The sequence below is a fragment of the Nitratidesulfovibrio sp. HK-II genome (genome assembly GCF_003402415.2).
GTDB lineage: Bacteria > Desulfobacterota > Desulfovibrionia > Desulfovibrionales > Desulfovibrionaceae > Cupidesulfovibrio.
In genome coordinates this window covers 3,210,666-3,225,894 of sequence record NZ_AP036014.1, presented here as the reverse complement: position 1 = coordinate 3,225,894, position 15,229 = coordinate 3,210,666, and the positions used below count along the sequence as shown (strand labels likewise).

14 protein-coding genes are annotated in these 15,229 nt (G+C 66.6%); 13 read left to right on the top strand and 1 reads right to left on the bottom strand.

Going from position 1 to position 15,229, the window contains the following annotated elements:
• Positions 1-7: 7 nt before the first annotated feature.
• From RVX_RS13555 to nifB, 9 genes are all read left to right on the top strand, one after another.
• The gene (locus RVX_RS13555; RefSeq protein ID WP_043609716.1) at positions 8-358 is read left to right on the top strand and encodes a P-II family nitrogen regulator; all 351 of its coding nucleotides are present in this window, start codon (positions 8-10) and stop codon (positions 356-358) included.
• A complete protein-coding gene (locus tag RVX_RS13550; RefSeq protein ID WP_007526562.1) occupies positions 355-729 on the top strand; it encodes a P-II family nitrogen regulator in 375 nt (124 codons plus the stop codon). Before RVX_RS13555 ends, RVX_RS13550 begins: the two co-directional genes overlap by 4 nt.
• 162 nt (positions 730-891) lie before the next feature.
• Positions 892-2,526, top strand: coding sequence for a nitrogenase molybdenum-iron protein alpha chain (gene nifD, locus RVX_RS13545; protein WP_116308140.1), 1,635 nt, complete (start codon positions 892-894; stop codon positions 2,524-2,526).
• A gap of 21 nt (positions 2,527-2,547) precedes the next feature.
• A complete protein-coding gene (nifK, locus tag RVX_RS13540) occupies positions 2,548-3,924 on the top strand; it encodes a nitrogenase molybdenum-iron protein subunit beta (protein ID WP_116308141.1) in 1,377 nt (458 codons plus the stop codon).
• Positions 3,925-4,153: 229 nt separating this feature from the next.
• On the top strand, positions 4,154-5,380 hold the full coding sequence (locus RVX_RS13535; protein ID WP_116308142.1) for a radical SAM protein: 1,227 nt from the start codon (positions 4,154-4,156) through the stop codon (positions 5,378-5,380).
• 24 nt (positions 5,381-5,404) lie between these two features.
• Positions 5,405-5,707, top strand: a complete 303-nt coding sequence (locus RVX_RS13530; protein ID WP_116308143.1) for a (2Fe-2S) ferredoxin domain-containing protein — start codon at positions 5,405-5,407, stop codon at positions 5,705-5,707.
• 198 nt (positions 5,708-5,905) lie between these two features.
• Entirely contained in the window at positions 5,906-7,330 is a 1,425-nt protein-coding gene (gene nifE, locus RVX_RS13525; RefSeq protein ID WP_116308144.1) for a nitrogenase iron-molybdenum cofactor biosynthesis protein NifE, read from the top strand.
• A gap of 10 nt (positions 7,331-7,340) precedes the next feature.
• Positions 7,341-8,927 carry a nitrogenase component 1 gene (locus RVX_RS13520; RefSeq protein ID WP_230404835.1) on the top strand — a complete coding sequence of 529 codons (1,587 nt, stop codon included), beginning with the start codon at positions 7,341-7,343 and terminating at the stop codon, positions 8,925-8,927.
• 27 nt (positions 8,928-8,954) lie between these two features.
• Complete coding sequence (gene nifB / locus RVX_RS13515; RefSeq protein ID WP_420192315.1) at positions 8,955-10,238, top strand: nitrogenase cofactor biosynthesis protein NifB; 1,284 nt, start codon at positions 8,955-8,957, stop codon at positions 10,236-10,238.
• Positions 10,239-10,501: 263 nt separating this feature from the next.
• On the opposite strand, the gene RVX_RS13510 is transcribed toward nifB, so the two are convergent.
• The gene (locus RVX_RS13510; RefSeq protein ID WP_230404836.1) at positions 10,502-11,038 is read right to left on the bottom strand and encodes a rhodanese-like domain-containing protein; all 537 of its coding nucleotides are present in this window, start codon (positions 11,036-11,038) and stop codon (positions 10,502-10,504) included.
• A gap of 224 nt (positions 11,039-11,262) precedes the next feature.
• Between RVX_RS13510 and ilvN the strand changes: the two genes are divergently transcribed.
• The 4 genes from ilvN to RVX_RS13490 all read left to right on the top strand — a co-directional run bounded on the left by ilvN (position 11,263) and on the right by RVX_RS13490 (position 15,068).
• Positions 11,263-11,745 carry an acetolactate synthase small subunit gene (ilvN, locus tag RVX_RS13505; protein ID WP_116308146.1) on the top strand — a complete coding sequence of 161 codons (483 nt, stop codon included), beginning with the start codon at positions 11,263-11,265 and terminating at the stop codon, positions 11,743-11,745.
• A gap of 209 nt (positions 11,746-11,954) precedes the next feature.
• Positions 11,955-12,923 (top strand): phosphate acyltransferase, encoded by a 969-nt coding sequence (locus tag RVX_RS13500; RefSeq protein WP_230404837.1) that lies wholly within the window; start codon positions 11,955-11,957, stop codon positions 12,921-12,923.
• A 139-nt stretch (positions 12,924-13,062) separates the two neighbouring features.
• Entirely contained in the window at positions 13,063-14,262 is a 1,200-nt protein-coding gene (gene buk / locus RVX_RS13495; protein ID WP_116308147.1) for a butyrate kinase, read from the top strand.
• Between the two features lie 245 nt (positions 14,263-14,507).
• Positions 14,508-15,068, top strand: a complete 561-nt coding sequence (locus RVX_RS13490; protein ID WP_116308148.1) for a TetR/AcrR family transcriptional regulator — start codon at positions 14,508-14,510, stop codon at positions 15,066-15,068.
• Positions 15,069-15,229 lie beyond the last annotated feature (161 nt).

Genomic DNA, 15,229 nt, shown 5'->3' with positions numbered 1-15,229 from the left:
AACGGCGATGATGATCATGGTTCGTGCCATCGTGAGACCCGAGAAATCCGACGACGTGCTGGCTGCCCTCATGGCGGCGGGCTTCCCGGCCGTGACCAAGATGTCCGTGGCCGGGCGCGGCAAGCAGCGCGGCATCAAGATAGGTGAAATCACCTACGACGAGATTCCCAAGACCCTGCTGATCAGCGTGGTGAAGGCCAGCGAGAAGCAGTTCGTCATCGACACCATCATGGACGCGGCCCGCACCGGCGCCAAGGGCGCCTTCGGCGACGGCAAGATCTTCGTCACCCCGGTTGAAGAGGTCTACACCATCAGCTCCGGCGTGAAGGAACCCGACATCGAGGAGGCCGCCGCATGAAGGAGATCATGGCCGTAGTGCGCCTGAACAAGATGAACCAGACCAAGAAGGCCCTGACCGAGGCGGGCGTGAACGGCTTCTACGCCCACGAAGCCTTCGGCCGGGGCAAAGGGCTGGTCAGCAGCGACCTGCTGGAAGGCGCCAAGGAAGGGTTCGAAGAGGCCGTGGAACTGCTCGGCGAAAAGGGCAGGCTGTATTCCAAGCGCGTGGTCACCGTGGTGGTGCCCGACGACCAGGTCAGCGACGTGGTCGAGGCCATCATCAAGGTCAACCAGACGGGCAAGCCCGGCGACGGCAAGATCTTCGTGTCCGCCGTGCCGGAGGCCCACCGGGTGAGAACCGCCGAGCATGGCGACAAGGCCATACTGTAGGCGCGTTGCAAGGGTTCTTTTGCCCGCTGGCGGCGTCAAACTTCGCCCGCCGACTCGGTCAAATACAAGAAGAGTATGTTCCCTCGCGGCCGGTTCGTTTTCCTGGCCAGCGAACAAAACTACACCTTGCAACCACGCCTACTGCCAGAAACGAGGTATACCATGGCTTTGAAGAACAAGAGCATCCCCGACGTCGCGACCGTCAAGGAAGAACTGCTCAAGAAGTATCCCACCAAGGTCGCCCGCAAGCGCGCCAAGCAGATCGTCATCAACCAGGTGGCGGAGGGCGACGTGGTGCCCGAGGTGCAGGCCAACGTGCGCACCACCCCCGGCATCATCACCATGCGCGGCTGCACCTACGCCGGTTGCAAGGGCGTCATCCTGGGCCCCACCCGTGACATCGTGAACATCACGCACGGGCCCATCGGCTGCGGGTTCTACTCGTGGCTCACCCGCCGCAACCAGACCAAGGCCCCGTTCGATTCGTCCGAAAACTTCATGCCCTACGCCTTCTCCACGGACATGCAGGACGAGGACATCATCTTCGGCGGCGAGAAGAAGCTGGCTGCGGCCATCCAGGAGGCCTACGACACCTTCCACCCCAAGGCCATCGCCATCTTCGCCACCTGTCCGGTGGGCCTCATCGGCGACGACATCCATGCCGTGGCCCGCAAGATGAAGGAAAAGCTCGGCATCAACATCTTCGCCTTCAGTTGCGAAGGGTACAAGGGCGTCTCGCAGTCCGCCGGTCACCACATCGCCAACAACCAGATATTCACCCACGTGGTGGGCGAGGACGATACCCCCAAGCTTGGCGAATACAAGATCAACATGCTGGGCGAGTACAACATCGGCGGTGATGCCTTCGAACTGGAACGCGTGCTGGAAAAGTGCGGCATCACCCTGGTGTCCACCTTCAGCGGCAACTCCACCTACGAGCACTTCGCCACCGCCCACCAGGCCGACCTGAACGCCGTCATGTGCCACCGTTCCATCAACTACGTGGCCGAGATGATGGAGACCAAGTACGGCATCCCGTGGATCAAGGTGAACTTCATCGGCGCGGAATCCTCCGCCAAGTCGCTGCGCAAGATCGCCCAGTACTTTGGCGACAAGAAGCTCATCGACCGGGTTGAAGAAGTCATCGCCGAAGAAATGCCCGCCGTGCACGCGGCCCTGGAAGAGGTGAAGCCCTTCACCGAAGGCAAGACGGCCATGCTCTTCGTGGGCGGCTCGCGCGCCCACCACTACCAGGACCTGTTCACCGAAATGGGCATGAAGACCATCGCCGCCGGGTACGAGTTCGCCCACCGCGACGACTACGAAGGCCGCAAGGTCATGCCCTCCATCAAGGTGGACGCCGACAGCCGCAACATCGAGGAAATCGAGGTCGAGCCGGACGCCACCCGCTTCGCCCCCCGCAAATCCGAAGCAGACCTGAAGCGCCTCGCCGAGGAAGGCTTCACCTTCAAGGATTACGAAGGGATGATGCCCCAGATGGAGTCCAATACCCTCGTCATCGACGACCTGAACCAGTACGAGGCCGACAAGCTGATCGAGCTCCTGAAGCCCGACGTGTTCTGCGCGGGCATCAAGGAAAAGTTCTCGGTGCAGAAGATGGGCGTGCCCATGAAGCAGCTGCACAGCTACGACTACGGCGGACCCTATGCGGGCTTCAAGGGCGCGGTGAACTTCTACGTGGAGATCAAGCGCCTGGTCACCAGCAAGGTCTGGTCAGACCTCAAGGCCCCCTGGGAAGAAAACCCCGAGCTCTCGGCCACCTACGTCTGGGAATAACGGGCAAGGAAGGGAAACGACATGCTGCTCAGACATACCCCGACGGAAATCAAGGAGCGCTCGGCGCTCAACATCAACCCGGCCAAGACCTGCCAGCCCATCGGCGCCATGTACGCGGGCCTGGGCATCAAGGGCTGCCTGCCGCACAGCCACGGCTCGCAGGGCTGCTGCGCCTACCACCGCAGCACGCTGACCCGCCATTACAAGGAACCCGTGTCGGCGGCCACCAGCTCGTTCACCGAAGGCGCGTCCGTCTTCGGCGGGCAGGCCAACCTGCTCCAGGCCATCGAGAACATCTTCTCGGTGTACGAGCCGGAAGTCATCGCCGTGCATACCACCTGCCTGTCCGAAACCATTGGCGACGACCTGAAGCAGATCGTCGACAAGGCGGTGAAGGAAGGCAAGGTGCCCGCGGGCAAGGAAGTGATCTTCGCCTCCACCCCCAGCTACGTGGGCTCGCACGTCACCGGCTTCTCCAACATGGTCAAGGGCATGGTGAAGTGCCTGGCCGTTTCCACCGGCAAGAAGAACGGCAAGGTCAACATCATCCCCGGCTGGGTCGAGCCCGCCGACATGGAAGAGATCAAGCGCATCGCGGGCATGATCGGCGTGTCCTTCACCATGTTCCCCGATACCTCGGGCGTGCTCAACGGCCCGCTGACCGGCGAGTACCACATGTTCCCCGACGCGGGCACGCCCATGGAAGACATCCGCGCCGCGGGCGACGCCATAGGCACCCTGGCCCTTGGCGAATGGTGCTCCGGCGACGCCGCCCGCACCATGGATGCGCAGTGCAAGGTGCCCTGCCGGGTGCTGGACATGCCCATCGGCCTCAAGGCCACCGACCGCTTCATCGACGCCCTGCGCACCGTCGCGGGCACCTCGGTGCCCGACGCCGTGAACTTCGAGCGCGGCCAGCTCATCGACGTCATCTCCGACTACCACCAGTACTTCTTCGGCAAGAAGGTGGCCCTGGTGGGCGACCCGGACCAGCTCATCGCGCTGACCGAGTTCCTGCTGACGCTCGACATGCAGCCCATCCACGTGGTCACCGGCACGCCGGGCAAGAAGTTCGAGTCGCGCATCAGGGAACTGTGCGCGGGCAAGGGCTTTGACGTGAACGTGCGCGCCGCGGGCGACATGTTCCTGCTCCACCAGTGGATCAAGAACCAGCCCGTCGATCTCATCATGGGCAACACCTACTGCAAGTACATCGCCCGTGACGAGGACATCCCCTACGTGCGCTTCGGCTTTCCCATCATGGACCGCGTGGGCCATCAGTACTTTCCGGTGACGGGGTACAAGGGCTCCATCCGGCTGATGGAAAAGATCCTGGGCGTCCTGCTCGACCGCGCCGACCGGGATGCGCCCGAGGAGAAGTTCGAACTGGTCTACTAGGGCGTGCCGTCACGAGCGTCCTTTTGCCCTCTGCCTTCGTCAGAACAAGTTTTTATTCCGGTCACGTACAAGAAGAGTACGCTCCCTCCATAAAAAATTGTCCTTCCTTGGCAGAGCACAAAAATCCTGTTCGTGACGACATACCCAGCAACCGCATCCTTTCCGCCCGGCGCCGCTTGGCGCCACACGGAGCCTCGAGGCGCCGGGCGGAGAATCCCACGGAGACACCATGAGCGGCGCATCCCACTGTACGCACCCGAATGCACGTCCCGGCGGCTGGCTGCTGCTGCCGGTGGCGCCGCGTTCCAACGCCCGCAGCCGTCATGGCGACACGGGCGTGAGCACACCGTGCGCGTGCGGAGCGCAGCCCGCGTCCCCCGCCATGCTGCCGCACGAGGCGCTGGAACACCTGCGCAAGGTCATGGAATCCGGCGCCGTGGTTTCCACGGTGGGCATTGCCGGTCCCGGCGACCCGTTCGCCGTGCCCGACCGCACCCTGGAAACCTTGCGCCTGGTGCGCGCCGCCTACCCGAACATGGCCCTGTGCGTGACCACCAACGGCCTCGGCGTGGCCAGCCATGCCGCCGCCCTGGCTGAGCTTGGCGTGGGGCACGTCACCCTGCTCATGGACGCCGTGGACCCGGAACTGGTGGACACTCTGTACGCCTGGATCCGCCCCGGCACCCGCACCCTGCGGCCCGGCGAGGGCGCGGCGCTGCTCGTGGACGAGCAGGCCGTGGGCCTTGCCGCGCTGGTCAAGGCAGGCATCGAGGTGGCCGTGTGCGTCACCGTGTACCCCGGCATCAATGATTCCCACGTGGGCGACATCGCCGCCGCCGCCAAGGTGCTGGGAGCAACGGGCATCTACGTGGTGCCCTTCGTGCCCGCCGGGGATGCGGCTGGCCCCGTGCCCGCTGCCGACGCGGCCACCATGGATGCCGCCCGTCAGGCGGCCGCCGTCTACCTGCCCGTGCTCGACGCCTCTGCCCGCGACGGGCTGCCCGTCGTGCGGCGCATGGGCATGGGATGCGGCGAACCCGTGGCCGTCACCGCCGGTTCCGGCCTGCCGCTTCCCGGCGGCGACCGCCCCTGCGTGGCCGTGGCCAGCAGCGACGGCTTTGACGTGGATGAACACCTTGGGCACGCCCGCCAGTTTCTGGTGTACGGGCCCACGACCGGTCCCCAGAACGGTTCAATGGTAGGCCCCGTGGAGCTTCTGGGCGTGCGCCCTGCCCCGCCCGCCGGTTCCGGCGACGCCCGGTGGGAGGCGCTGGCCGCCGTCCTGTCCGACTGCGCCTACCTGCTGGTGTCCAGCGCGGGGCAGCGCCCCGTGGAATACCTGGCGGGCAAGGGGCTGCGCGTCATCCAGACCGAAGACAACATCGAGGGCCTCGTGGACGTGCTCTACGGGGGTGGCAAGAAAGGCAAGAACCGCGGCAAGGGCCGCACAGTCTAGGTATTGCAAGGGAGAGGAAGGACCATGCCCAAGCCGACGCATCAGATTCTCGTATGCCAGAGCTTCCGTCACAAGGGCGAACCCAAGGGCGTCTGTTTCAAGCAGACCGACGGGTTCCTGCAGTACCTCGAAGAGGAAATCCTTGATCGCGGCCTGGACATCCTGGTCACCGCCACCGGGTGTCTGAAGGCCTGCGAGGAAGGCCCCGTCCTCGTGGTGCAGCCGCAGAACTGGTGGTTCAAGGGCGTGGACAGCCATGACGCCATCGATGCCATCCTCGACGGCATTGAGGACGGCGCGCCCAATGCCGACTACCTGATGTACTAGATGGAGATTTTTCGGGGAGGGGACCTTTTGAAAAAGGTCTCCCTCCCCGAACCCCTCCCCCCAAAACTTTTCAATAGGGGGGTGCCCCAAAAAAGGGGTCAAGGGGGCGGGGCCCCCTTGCGGGGCGCGGGGCGGAGCCCCGCAGTATTTGCCGGAAGGATACGAATTTTCGCGCAGCTACGACAAAGGGGAAAGACCATGACCACCGCAACCGCACCCAACGTTACCGCCACGGCAGAATGCCGCGACGCGGATCTTCTGGACGAACGGAAGAAGCAGGTGCACCGCGCCGGGCAGGGTCCCATCGACATGGCCTGCAACCGCGAGAGCCTCGCGGGGGCCGTCAGCCAGCGCGCCTGCGTGTTCTGCGGCTCGCGCGTGGTGCTGTACCCCATCGCCGACGCGCTGCACCTGGTGCACGGCCCCATCGGCTGCGCCGCCTACACCTGGGACATCCGGGGGGCGCTTTCGTCCGGGCCGGAACTGCACCGCCTGAGCTTTTCCACCGACCTGCAGGAAAAGGACGTCATCTTCGGCGGCGAAAAGAAGCTGGCCGCCGCGCTGGACGAACTGATCGACCTGCACCAGCCCAAGGCCGCCTTCGTCTACTCCACCTGCATCGTGGGCCTGATCGGCGACGACCTGGGCGCGGTGTGCCGCAAGATGTCAGAAAAGAAGGGCATCCCGGTCATTCCCGTGCAGTCGGAAGGATTCAAGGGCAACAAGCGCGAAGGCTATCTTGCCGCGTGCAAGGCCATGTTCCAGTTGGTGGGCACCGCGCCCACGGACGACGTTTCGCCCCTTTCCGTGAACATCCTCGGCGACTTCAACCTGGCGGGCGAAATCTGGATCGTGCGCGGCTATCTGGAGCGCATGGGCATTCAGGTGGTGGCCAACATCACCGGCGACGGCCGCGTGGACGACATCCGCCGCTGCCATGGCGCGGCCCTGAACCTGGTGCAGTGCAGCGGGTCCACCATGGATCTGGCCAAGATGATGAAGGAAAAATACGGCACCGCGCACCTGCGAGTGTCGTACCTGGGCATCGAGGACATGGCCGATTCGCTGTACGCCGTGGCCGAACATTTCGAATCCGTGGACCCCGGCATCGTGGAACGCACCCGCGATCTCGTGCGCGAGGAGCTGGCCGCCCTCATGCCGCGCCTGCGCGACATCCGGCGAGACCTTTCCGGCAAGCGCGCCGCCATCTACGTGGGCGGTTCGTTCAAGGCGTTCTCGCTGATCAAGGCCTTCCGGCACATCGGCATGAACGTGGTGCTGGTGGGTTCGCAGACCGGCACGCAGGAAGAATATCAGGAACTGGAAACCGTGTGCGACCCCGGCACCGTCATCATCGACGACGCCAACCCGCTGGAGCTTTCGCACTACGTGCGCGAACTGGACGTGGACGTGTTCGTGGGCGGGGTGAAGGAACGCCCCATCGCCCACAAGCTGGGCGTGGGCTTCTGCGACCACAACCACGAGCGCAAGATCGCCCTGGCCGGTTTCGAGGGCATGTACAACTTCGCCCGCGAGGTGCACGCCTCGGTCATGAGTCCCGTCTGGCGGTTCGTGCCCCGCCGGGCCAGGCGCGCCGCCGTTCCCGCTGGCGCGGATGCATAGGGGGTGGGTCATGACGCTCGACTATATTGCCAACGACGGCCCCTGCGCCGACGAGTATTCCGCTTCCTGCGGCTGTGGCGGAAGCTGTGCTGATGGTTGCGCCGATGCTTGCGGCTGTTCCGAAGCGCCGGAAGCCAGTGCGGACGATTGCGGGCTGGCTCCGGTCACGCTGAAGGCCACCCCGTCCACCGGCGGCGGCAAGCCCGGCAAGGCCCCACGCCCCAAGCGCCCCGATTTCGTTTCCACCACCAACGCCTGCAAGCTGTGCACGCCGCTGGGGGCCATGCTGGCCTTCCGGGGCGTGGAGGGCGCGGTGCCCTTCCTGCACGGTTCGCAGGGCTGCGCCACCTACATGCGGCGCTACGTCATCAGCCACTACCGCGAGCCCATGGACATCGCCTCGTCCTCGCTGGGCGAAAAGCAGGCCGTGTACGGCGGGGGGCCCAACCTGAAGAAGGGCATCCTCAACGTCATGAAGAAGTACGACCCGGTGCTGGTGGGCGTTGCCACCACCTGCCTCACCGAGACCATCGGTGACGACGTGGGCGGCTACCTGCGCGAGTTCCGCAACGAATTCGGCGACCTCGACCTGCCGGAAATCGTCCATGTGCACACGCCCAGCTACAACGGCACGCACATGGAAGGCTGGAACGCCGCCGTGCGCGCCCTGGTGGACCAGTTGGCCAAGGACAAGGTGGAACCCCACGGCAAGGTGGCCCTGTTGCCCGGCTTCGTTTCCCCGGCGGACCTGCGCCACCTGCGCGACCTTGTCACCGATTTCGGCTCCGACGCGGTGATCCTGCCCGACCTGTCCGACCCGCTGGATGGCCCGGCGCTGGAAGACTACACCCCGCTGCCCGAGGGCGGCACACCGCTGGCCGACATCCGCGCCCTGTCCGGTGCGGCGGCGGTCATCGAATGCGGCCGTTCGCTGGCCATGACCCCGGTGGGATCCACCGGCCCGGCCACGGCCGGGCGCGTGCTGCACGAGCGCTTCGGTCTGCCGCTGCACGCCGTGGGCCTGCCCATCGGCCTGCGTGAAACCGACGCCCTTGTCGCCGCGCTGGAGGCCATCACCGGCAAGCCCCTGCCCCGCAGGCACGAACTGGAACGCGGGCGGTTCGTGGATGCCCTGGTGGACGGCCACAAGTACGTGTCCGGCAAGCGCGCCGTGGTCTACGGCGAGGCGGATCTGGTCATCGGCCTTGTCTCCCTGCTCACCGAGATCGGCGTGCATACCGTGCTGGCCGCCACCGGCACGCGCGGGGCGCACTTGGCCGAATCCATCGCCGCCGTCACCGAAGGTCTGCTGCCCGAAACGCCCACGGTCATCGAGGGCGCGGACTTCGAGGAAATCGCCGACACGGCGGAAGGCCTTTCGCCCGACCTTTTGGTGGGCAACAGCAAGGGCTACCGCTACGCCCGGCAGTGGAACATCCCCCTCGTGCGGGCGGGCTTTCCCATCCACGACCGCTTCGGCGGCCACCGTCTGCTGCACGTGGGCTACGCCGGGGCGCAGGCCCTCATGGACCGAATCGTCAACGCCGTCATCGAGAAGACCCAGAGCGATAGCCCTGTTGGTTACTGTTACCTCTAGGAATCAGGAATAGCGAAGGAGACCGCCATGAAGCCGCTGCGCACCACCCCCCCCGGCCATCCGTGCTTTGATCGCAACAGCGCCTCGTCCTGCGGTCGCGTCCATGTTCCCGTGGCGCCCAAGTGCAACATCCAGTGCGGGTACTGCAACCGCAAGTACGACTGCGTCAACGAATCGCGCCCCGGCGTGACAAGCGCGGTGCTTTCGCCGCGCCAGGCCCTGGAGTACGTGGACAAGGTGCTGGCGGCGGACCCGCGCATCACCGTCGTCGGCATCGCCGGTCCCGGCGACCCCATGGCCAACCCTGCGGAAACGCTGGAAACGCTGCGTCTGATCCACGAGAAGCACCCCGAACTGCTGTTCTGCCTCTCGTCCAACGGCCTGGGCCTGCCGCCGCACCTCGACCGGCTGAAGGAACTGGGCGTCACCCACGTCACCGTCACCATCAACGCGGTGGACCCGGCCATCGGCGAAAAGCTGTATCCCTGGGTGCGTGACGACAAGGTGGTCTGGCGTGGCCGCGAGGCGGCGGAACTGCTGCTTTCGCGCCAGTTGGAATCGGTGCGCGGCCTGGTGGAGCGCGGCCTGATCGTCAAGGTCAACACCATCCTGGTGCCCGGCGTGAACGACCACCACGTGGAAGAGGTGGCGCGCGTGGTGGGCGAACTGGGGGCCACCATCCAGAACATCATTCCGCTCAAACCCACGGCGGACACCCCGCTGGCCCACCTGCCGGAACCGGACGCCGCCGCCGTCAACGCGGCGCGCAAGGGCGCGGGCGAGCATATTTCCCAGATGACCCACTGCAAGCGCTGCCGCGCCGACGCCGTGGGCCTGCTGCACGAGGACAAGTCCGCCGAGATGGCCGAAACCCTGCGCGCCTGCGCCGCCAGCAAGACCGAAGAGGCCGAACGCCCCTACGTGGCCGTGGCCACTCGCGAGGGCATGCTGGTCAACCAGCACCTGGGCGAGGCCACCCGGTTCCAGATCTGGGGGCAGGGGGTGAGCGGGTTCTTCCTGGTGGAGGAACGCCTTGCGCCCAAGCCCGGCTGCGGCCCGGAACGCTGGAAGCAGGTGGCCGCCACCCTGCACGATTGCCGCGCCCTGCTGTGCGCCGCCTTTGGCGCGCATCCGGAAGGGATTCTGGTGGCCGCCGGGGTGCAGCCGGTGGAAGCCTCCGGCTTCATCGAGGATGCGCTGGAGGTGGTCTTCGGCAACGGCAACACCGCCGCCCTGCGCGGTCGCAAGGGCGGGGTGGGCAAGACGTCGTGTGCCGGGGGCGGGTGTCGCGGCACCGGCGAAGGCTGTTAGTTTCCGCAAGTTCTCCGCGCGCTGGCTGCGTCAGATTTCGTCGCTTGCTCCGGTCACGCACGTTTAGTGCGCTCCCGTCGCAACCGTCTCGTCTTCCTTGCCAGCGCACGGATTGCTTGCGGAAACTGAAGGCATGCCGATCCCACGCGATGGCAGATGTGCCCTCTGAAGATTGAACACGAAAACGGCGGCTCTCCTTGGGGAGGGCCGCCGTGTGTTGCGTGCGGGCAGGAAGGCGGGAGGGGAGCGAAGAGGGGAAGCGGCTACTTTTCCAGCGGCAGGCCCGCCGCGTTCCAGGCCAGCGTGCCGCCGTCCATGTGCAGGACGGAGGTGAACCCCAGTTCGCGAAACACCTCCAGCGCCTTGCTGCTGCGGTTGCCCGAGCGGCAGTAGACGAGATAGGTGCGGTTGCGGTTCAGCGAGCGTACCCGGTCGCGGAATTCCGGCGAGGTGAAGTCGATGTTCCGCGCGCCCTGCAGGTGGCCTTCGGAAAATTCTCCGGGGGTGCGCACGTCCAGCACCATGAAGGCTTCGTCGTTCGCGTGCTGTCCGATGACGGTGGCGGCTTCCTGCGGGGTCACGTCGCGCCAGCCGGTAGCCTGCCCGGAGGTCTGTTGACCAGCACTGACAGTGTCGGGCGCAACCCTCGGCAGCATGGCCTGCACCGAGTACGCCGCCACGCACAGGGCTGCCAGCCACAGCAGCATGGTGCGCAGCGTGGTGCGCTTGCGGGCGTAGGGGATGCGGGCGTGTTCCGCGCGCGGGCTGAATTCCTCGTCGGGTTCGGGACGGTAGGTCATGGCGTTTCCTGTCAAGGCAAGGCGGTGGATGGCCGGGACTGGACCGGCGCGGCTTGTGGGCCGCGCCGTCACCCCATAGATAGGGCCGGGCCGCCCGTCGCGCAAGCACGGGGCGGCTGCCGCGCACCGCGCTTCGTCACGCATGGAGGATATTCCGTCAAGCCGTTGCGTGAAGCGCCACGGCCGCGCTATGCTTCATTCCATCGACGCATGGGAGTGCCGCCATGAAACATACATTGTCCGTGTTGGTGAAGAACAGGGCCGGGGCAGTGGCCGAGGCCACCGACGTCTTCCGCCGCCGGGGCATCAGCTTTCGTTCCATTTCCTGCGCGGAGACCGAGGATTTCGACGTCTCGCGCCTGGTGCTGACCGTGGAGGACCACGAGGCCGAGCTGGAATCCATCGCCGACGAACTGCGCGCCCAGGACGTGGTGGCCATGGTCGAGGACCTTTCGCGCCGCGACTTCGTGGACCGCGAACTGGTGCTGGTGAAGGTGGACGTAACCCGCGAGACCACCACCCAGATCATGCAGGTGTGCGAGGTGTTCCGCGCCAGCGTCATCGGCATGGGCCAGGAAACCATGACCGTGGAGATGACCGGCGATACCCAGAAGGTGGACGGCTTCATCCGCATGTTGCGGCCGTTCGGCATTCGCAGTCTGGCGAGGACGGGGGTTGTCGCCATGAAGCGCGGCGACGACGACTAGCAGGGGCGGCGATTTTGCCCGATCGCTGCGTCAGCCGCCGTTTCCGCTCCGGTCACGCACCAAAGAGAGCGCTCCCTCCGCGAATCCACCGTTTTTCCTTGCGCTCAGGCAAACTGCCACCCCTGCATGAAGTGATGTTCTCGCCGTTTCCCCTTTAGTGCAGCCCCTTTTCCCGTTGACGAGTTCCACCTCCATCGGAGCATGCCGGTTTGACCACTGAAGCGAACATCTGCCGAGGTCCGGAAGCGAAGGGGCCGCGCAGCCTCGACGACCTGGTGGTGCGCGTGGCCGCCTGCGGGGCGCGCCCGCGCATCGTGCTGGCCGCCTGTGCAGAGGCCCACGCCCTGGGCGCGCTGCTGGACGCCGCCGACCGGGGCATCGCCCAGCCCCTGCTGGTGGGCGACATGGAACAGACCGCGCGCATCGCGGGCGAACTTTCGCGCGACATTTCCGGCATCGCCGCCGTGCATGCGCCCGACCCGCGCGAGGCCGTGCAGTGCGCCGTGGACATGGTGCGCGGCGGCGAGGCCGAGGTGCTCATGAAGGGCCTGGTGAACACGGACGTGCTGCTGCGCAGGGTGCTCAACCGCGCCACCGGCCTGCCGCCCAAGGGCGTGCTGAGCCACGTGGCCGTGTTCGAACTGCCCGTGGCGGGCGGCGGCACGCGCCTGGCCATGATGACCGACGCCGCCGTGAACATCCGGCCCAACCTGCAACGCAAGCTGGAAATCGTGCACAACGCCGTGGCCGTGGCCCGCGCGCTGGGCATTGCCCGGCCCCGCGTGGCCATGCTGGCCGCCACGGAAAAGGTCATCCTGCCCGCCATGCCCGCCACGCTGGACGCCCAGATCGTGGCCCGCATGGCCGAGCAGGGCGAATTCGGCGAGGCGGACGTGGCCGGTCCCATGGCCCTCGACATCGCCCTTTCGCCCGACGCGGCGGCCCGCAAGGGCGTGGACCACCCCGTGGCCGGGTGCGCCGACATCCTGGTGGCGCCCGACATCGAAAGCGGCAACATCCTGTACAAGTCGCTGACCATCCTGGCCCGCGCGGACATGGCCAGCACCATGGCGGGCAGTTCCGCGCCGCTGGTGGTCACCTCGCGCGGGGATACCGAACGGTCCAAGTTCTGTTCCATCGCGCTGGCGGGGTATCTGGCCCTGTCCGCGCGGGGTTAGGCACGCCGGCCCGCTTTTCCGTATTCCGGCGGCGGCCCGCGCTTGCCGCCCATGCCCCGACACAGCCTTTCGAGAGGATACCCATCTGAGTTCCCAGCCTTTCCCCACCGACGGCACGCCCGGTGACCGTGGCCCGCGCATTCTGGCCATCAACCCCGGCTCCACTTCCACCAAGGTGGCCCTGTACGAGGGCGAGACCGAGGTGTTTTCCGAAACCGTGGAGCACGCGCGCGAAGAGCTTGCGGCCTTCCCCACGGTGATCGCCCAGTACGCCTACCGCCGTGCCGCCGTGGATGCGCTGCTGGCGAAGCATGGCGTGGCGGACTTGCCGCTGGCCGCCGTGGCCGGGCGCGGCGGGCTGTTGCCGCCCATGCCGGGCGGCGCGTGGCGCATCACCCCGGCCATGCTGGAAACCCTGGCCCAGGCCCGCTACGGCGAGCACCCCTGCAACCTTGGCGCGCCGCTGGCCCAGGACTATGCAACCCGCTGGGGCGTGGCCGCCTACATCGTGGACCCGCCCGTCACCGACGAGATGGACGAGGTGGCGCGCATTTCCGGCCTGCCCGCGTTGCCACGCCGCAGCGTGTTCCATGCGCTCAGCCAGCGTTCCGCCGCCAGGCGGGCCGCCGAACTGCTGGGCGTGGACTACGCAGCCAACCGCTGGCTGGTGGCGCACATGGGCGGGGGCATTTCCGTGGCCGCGCATCGCTGCGGGCGCATCGTGGACGTCATCAACGCCCTGGACGGCGACGGCCCCATCGCCCCGGAGCGCACCGGCCGCCTGCCCTCCCTGGGCGTGCTCTCGCTGGTGCAGGACGGCACCTACACCTTCGAGCAGTTGCGGCGCATCATCCTGCGCGAGGGCGGCATGTGGGCCCACTGCGGCACCAATGACCTGCGCGTGCTGGAGCGGCGCATGGACGGGACGTCCTGCTGCGATAAAGACGGTACGTCCTGCTGCGGTAAAGACGGGACGTCCTGCTGCGATAAAGACGGGGCGGCCGACGCGCCGCCCGACGCCCACGCCGCGCTGGTGTTCGAGGCCGTGGCCTACACCATCGCCAAGGAACTGGCCTCGCTGGCCCCGGCCCTGTTGGATGGGGGCTGCGGCACCGGCTGCGGCGAACCTGCCTCCGACGGCAGCTGCCCGGCCCGCATCGCCGGAGTGGTGCTGACCGGCGGCATGGCCCGCAGCACCCGGCTGACGGAGCGGCTGCGCCAGCGGCTGGAATGGCTGGCCCCGGTGGTGGTGCTGCCAGAGGTGGAGGAGATGCACGCCCTGGCATCCGGCGTGCTGCGGGTTCTGCGCGGCCAGGAGACGCCCGGCGAGTACGCCTGACGGCGCGTGCACAACGCGGAGCCTGCACGGCAGAGGCAACGCCGTCCCGCACGGGCATTTCACACCGTTTTCCGGTTCGGGCCGCCGGGACGGGGCGCCGGGACGTGCCGGGCATGCCTGAACGAATCCGCGCAAATTCCGGTGCTTGACGCCGCCTGCGGGAACGTGTCTATGGTGTGCAGCGCAACGCGCGTTCCGCACCCATCGCTCGCCTTGCGGCGGACGCATCCAGAAACGAGGCACGCATGGCATCCTCCAAGGACCTGATTCTCGAAAACGCCCGCGCCCTGTTTGCCGCCAACGGCTTCAAGGGCACCACCATCGCGCAGATCGCCAAGACGTCCAACGTGACGGACGCGGCCATCTACCGGCATTACCGCTCGAAGCAGGAAGTGTTCGACGTCATCGTCGAAACCTATCTGGAAGAGTACCGGCAGCTGATGGCGGCCATCAAGGAACGGCAGAAAAGCGGCTACTGCCTGCTGGAAACGCTGATCCTCGACCACTGCGGGTTCATCGAAAAGCGCCTGACGGACACCCGGGTGCTGCTGAACACCTACACCACCATTCCCAGCGCCCGCGCGGTGATGGATTCGCTGTCCACCAGCCTGTTCCTGACCGTGGAAGCCTGCCTTGTGCGCGGCATTCGCGACGGCACGGTGCGCGACGACATCGACGTCCCGGAAACGGCGCGCATCGTCGGCATACTGCTGCTGGGGCTGAACCGCCGCCGCATCTTCTGGCCGGATACGCCAGACCTCGCGCGCGGGGTGGTGGCCTTCTGCCAGCGCAGCATCAAGAGCTGACCGGAAAGCGCCCGGTTCGGGGCAGAATCTTCACGTGATCCGGGCGGGCAGGCGTCGCGTGTCGCAACGCCCGGCCCGGCAGGCATCGGCAACTTGCCGATGGCGTCGCGCTGGTATCGCCATTGCCCATCGGTGCTCTTCCCCCGCTTCCGGCATTTCCT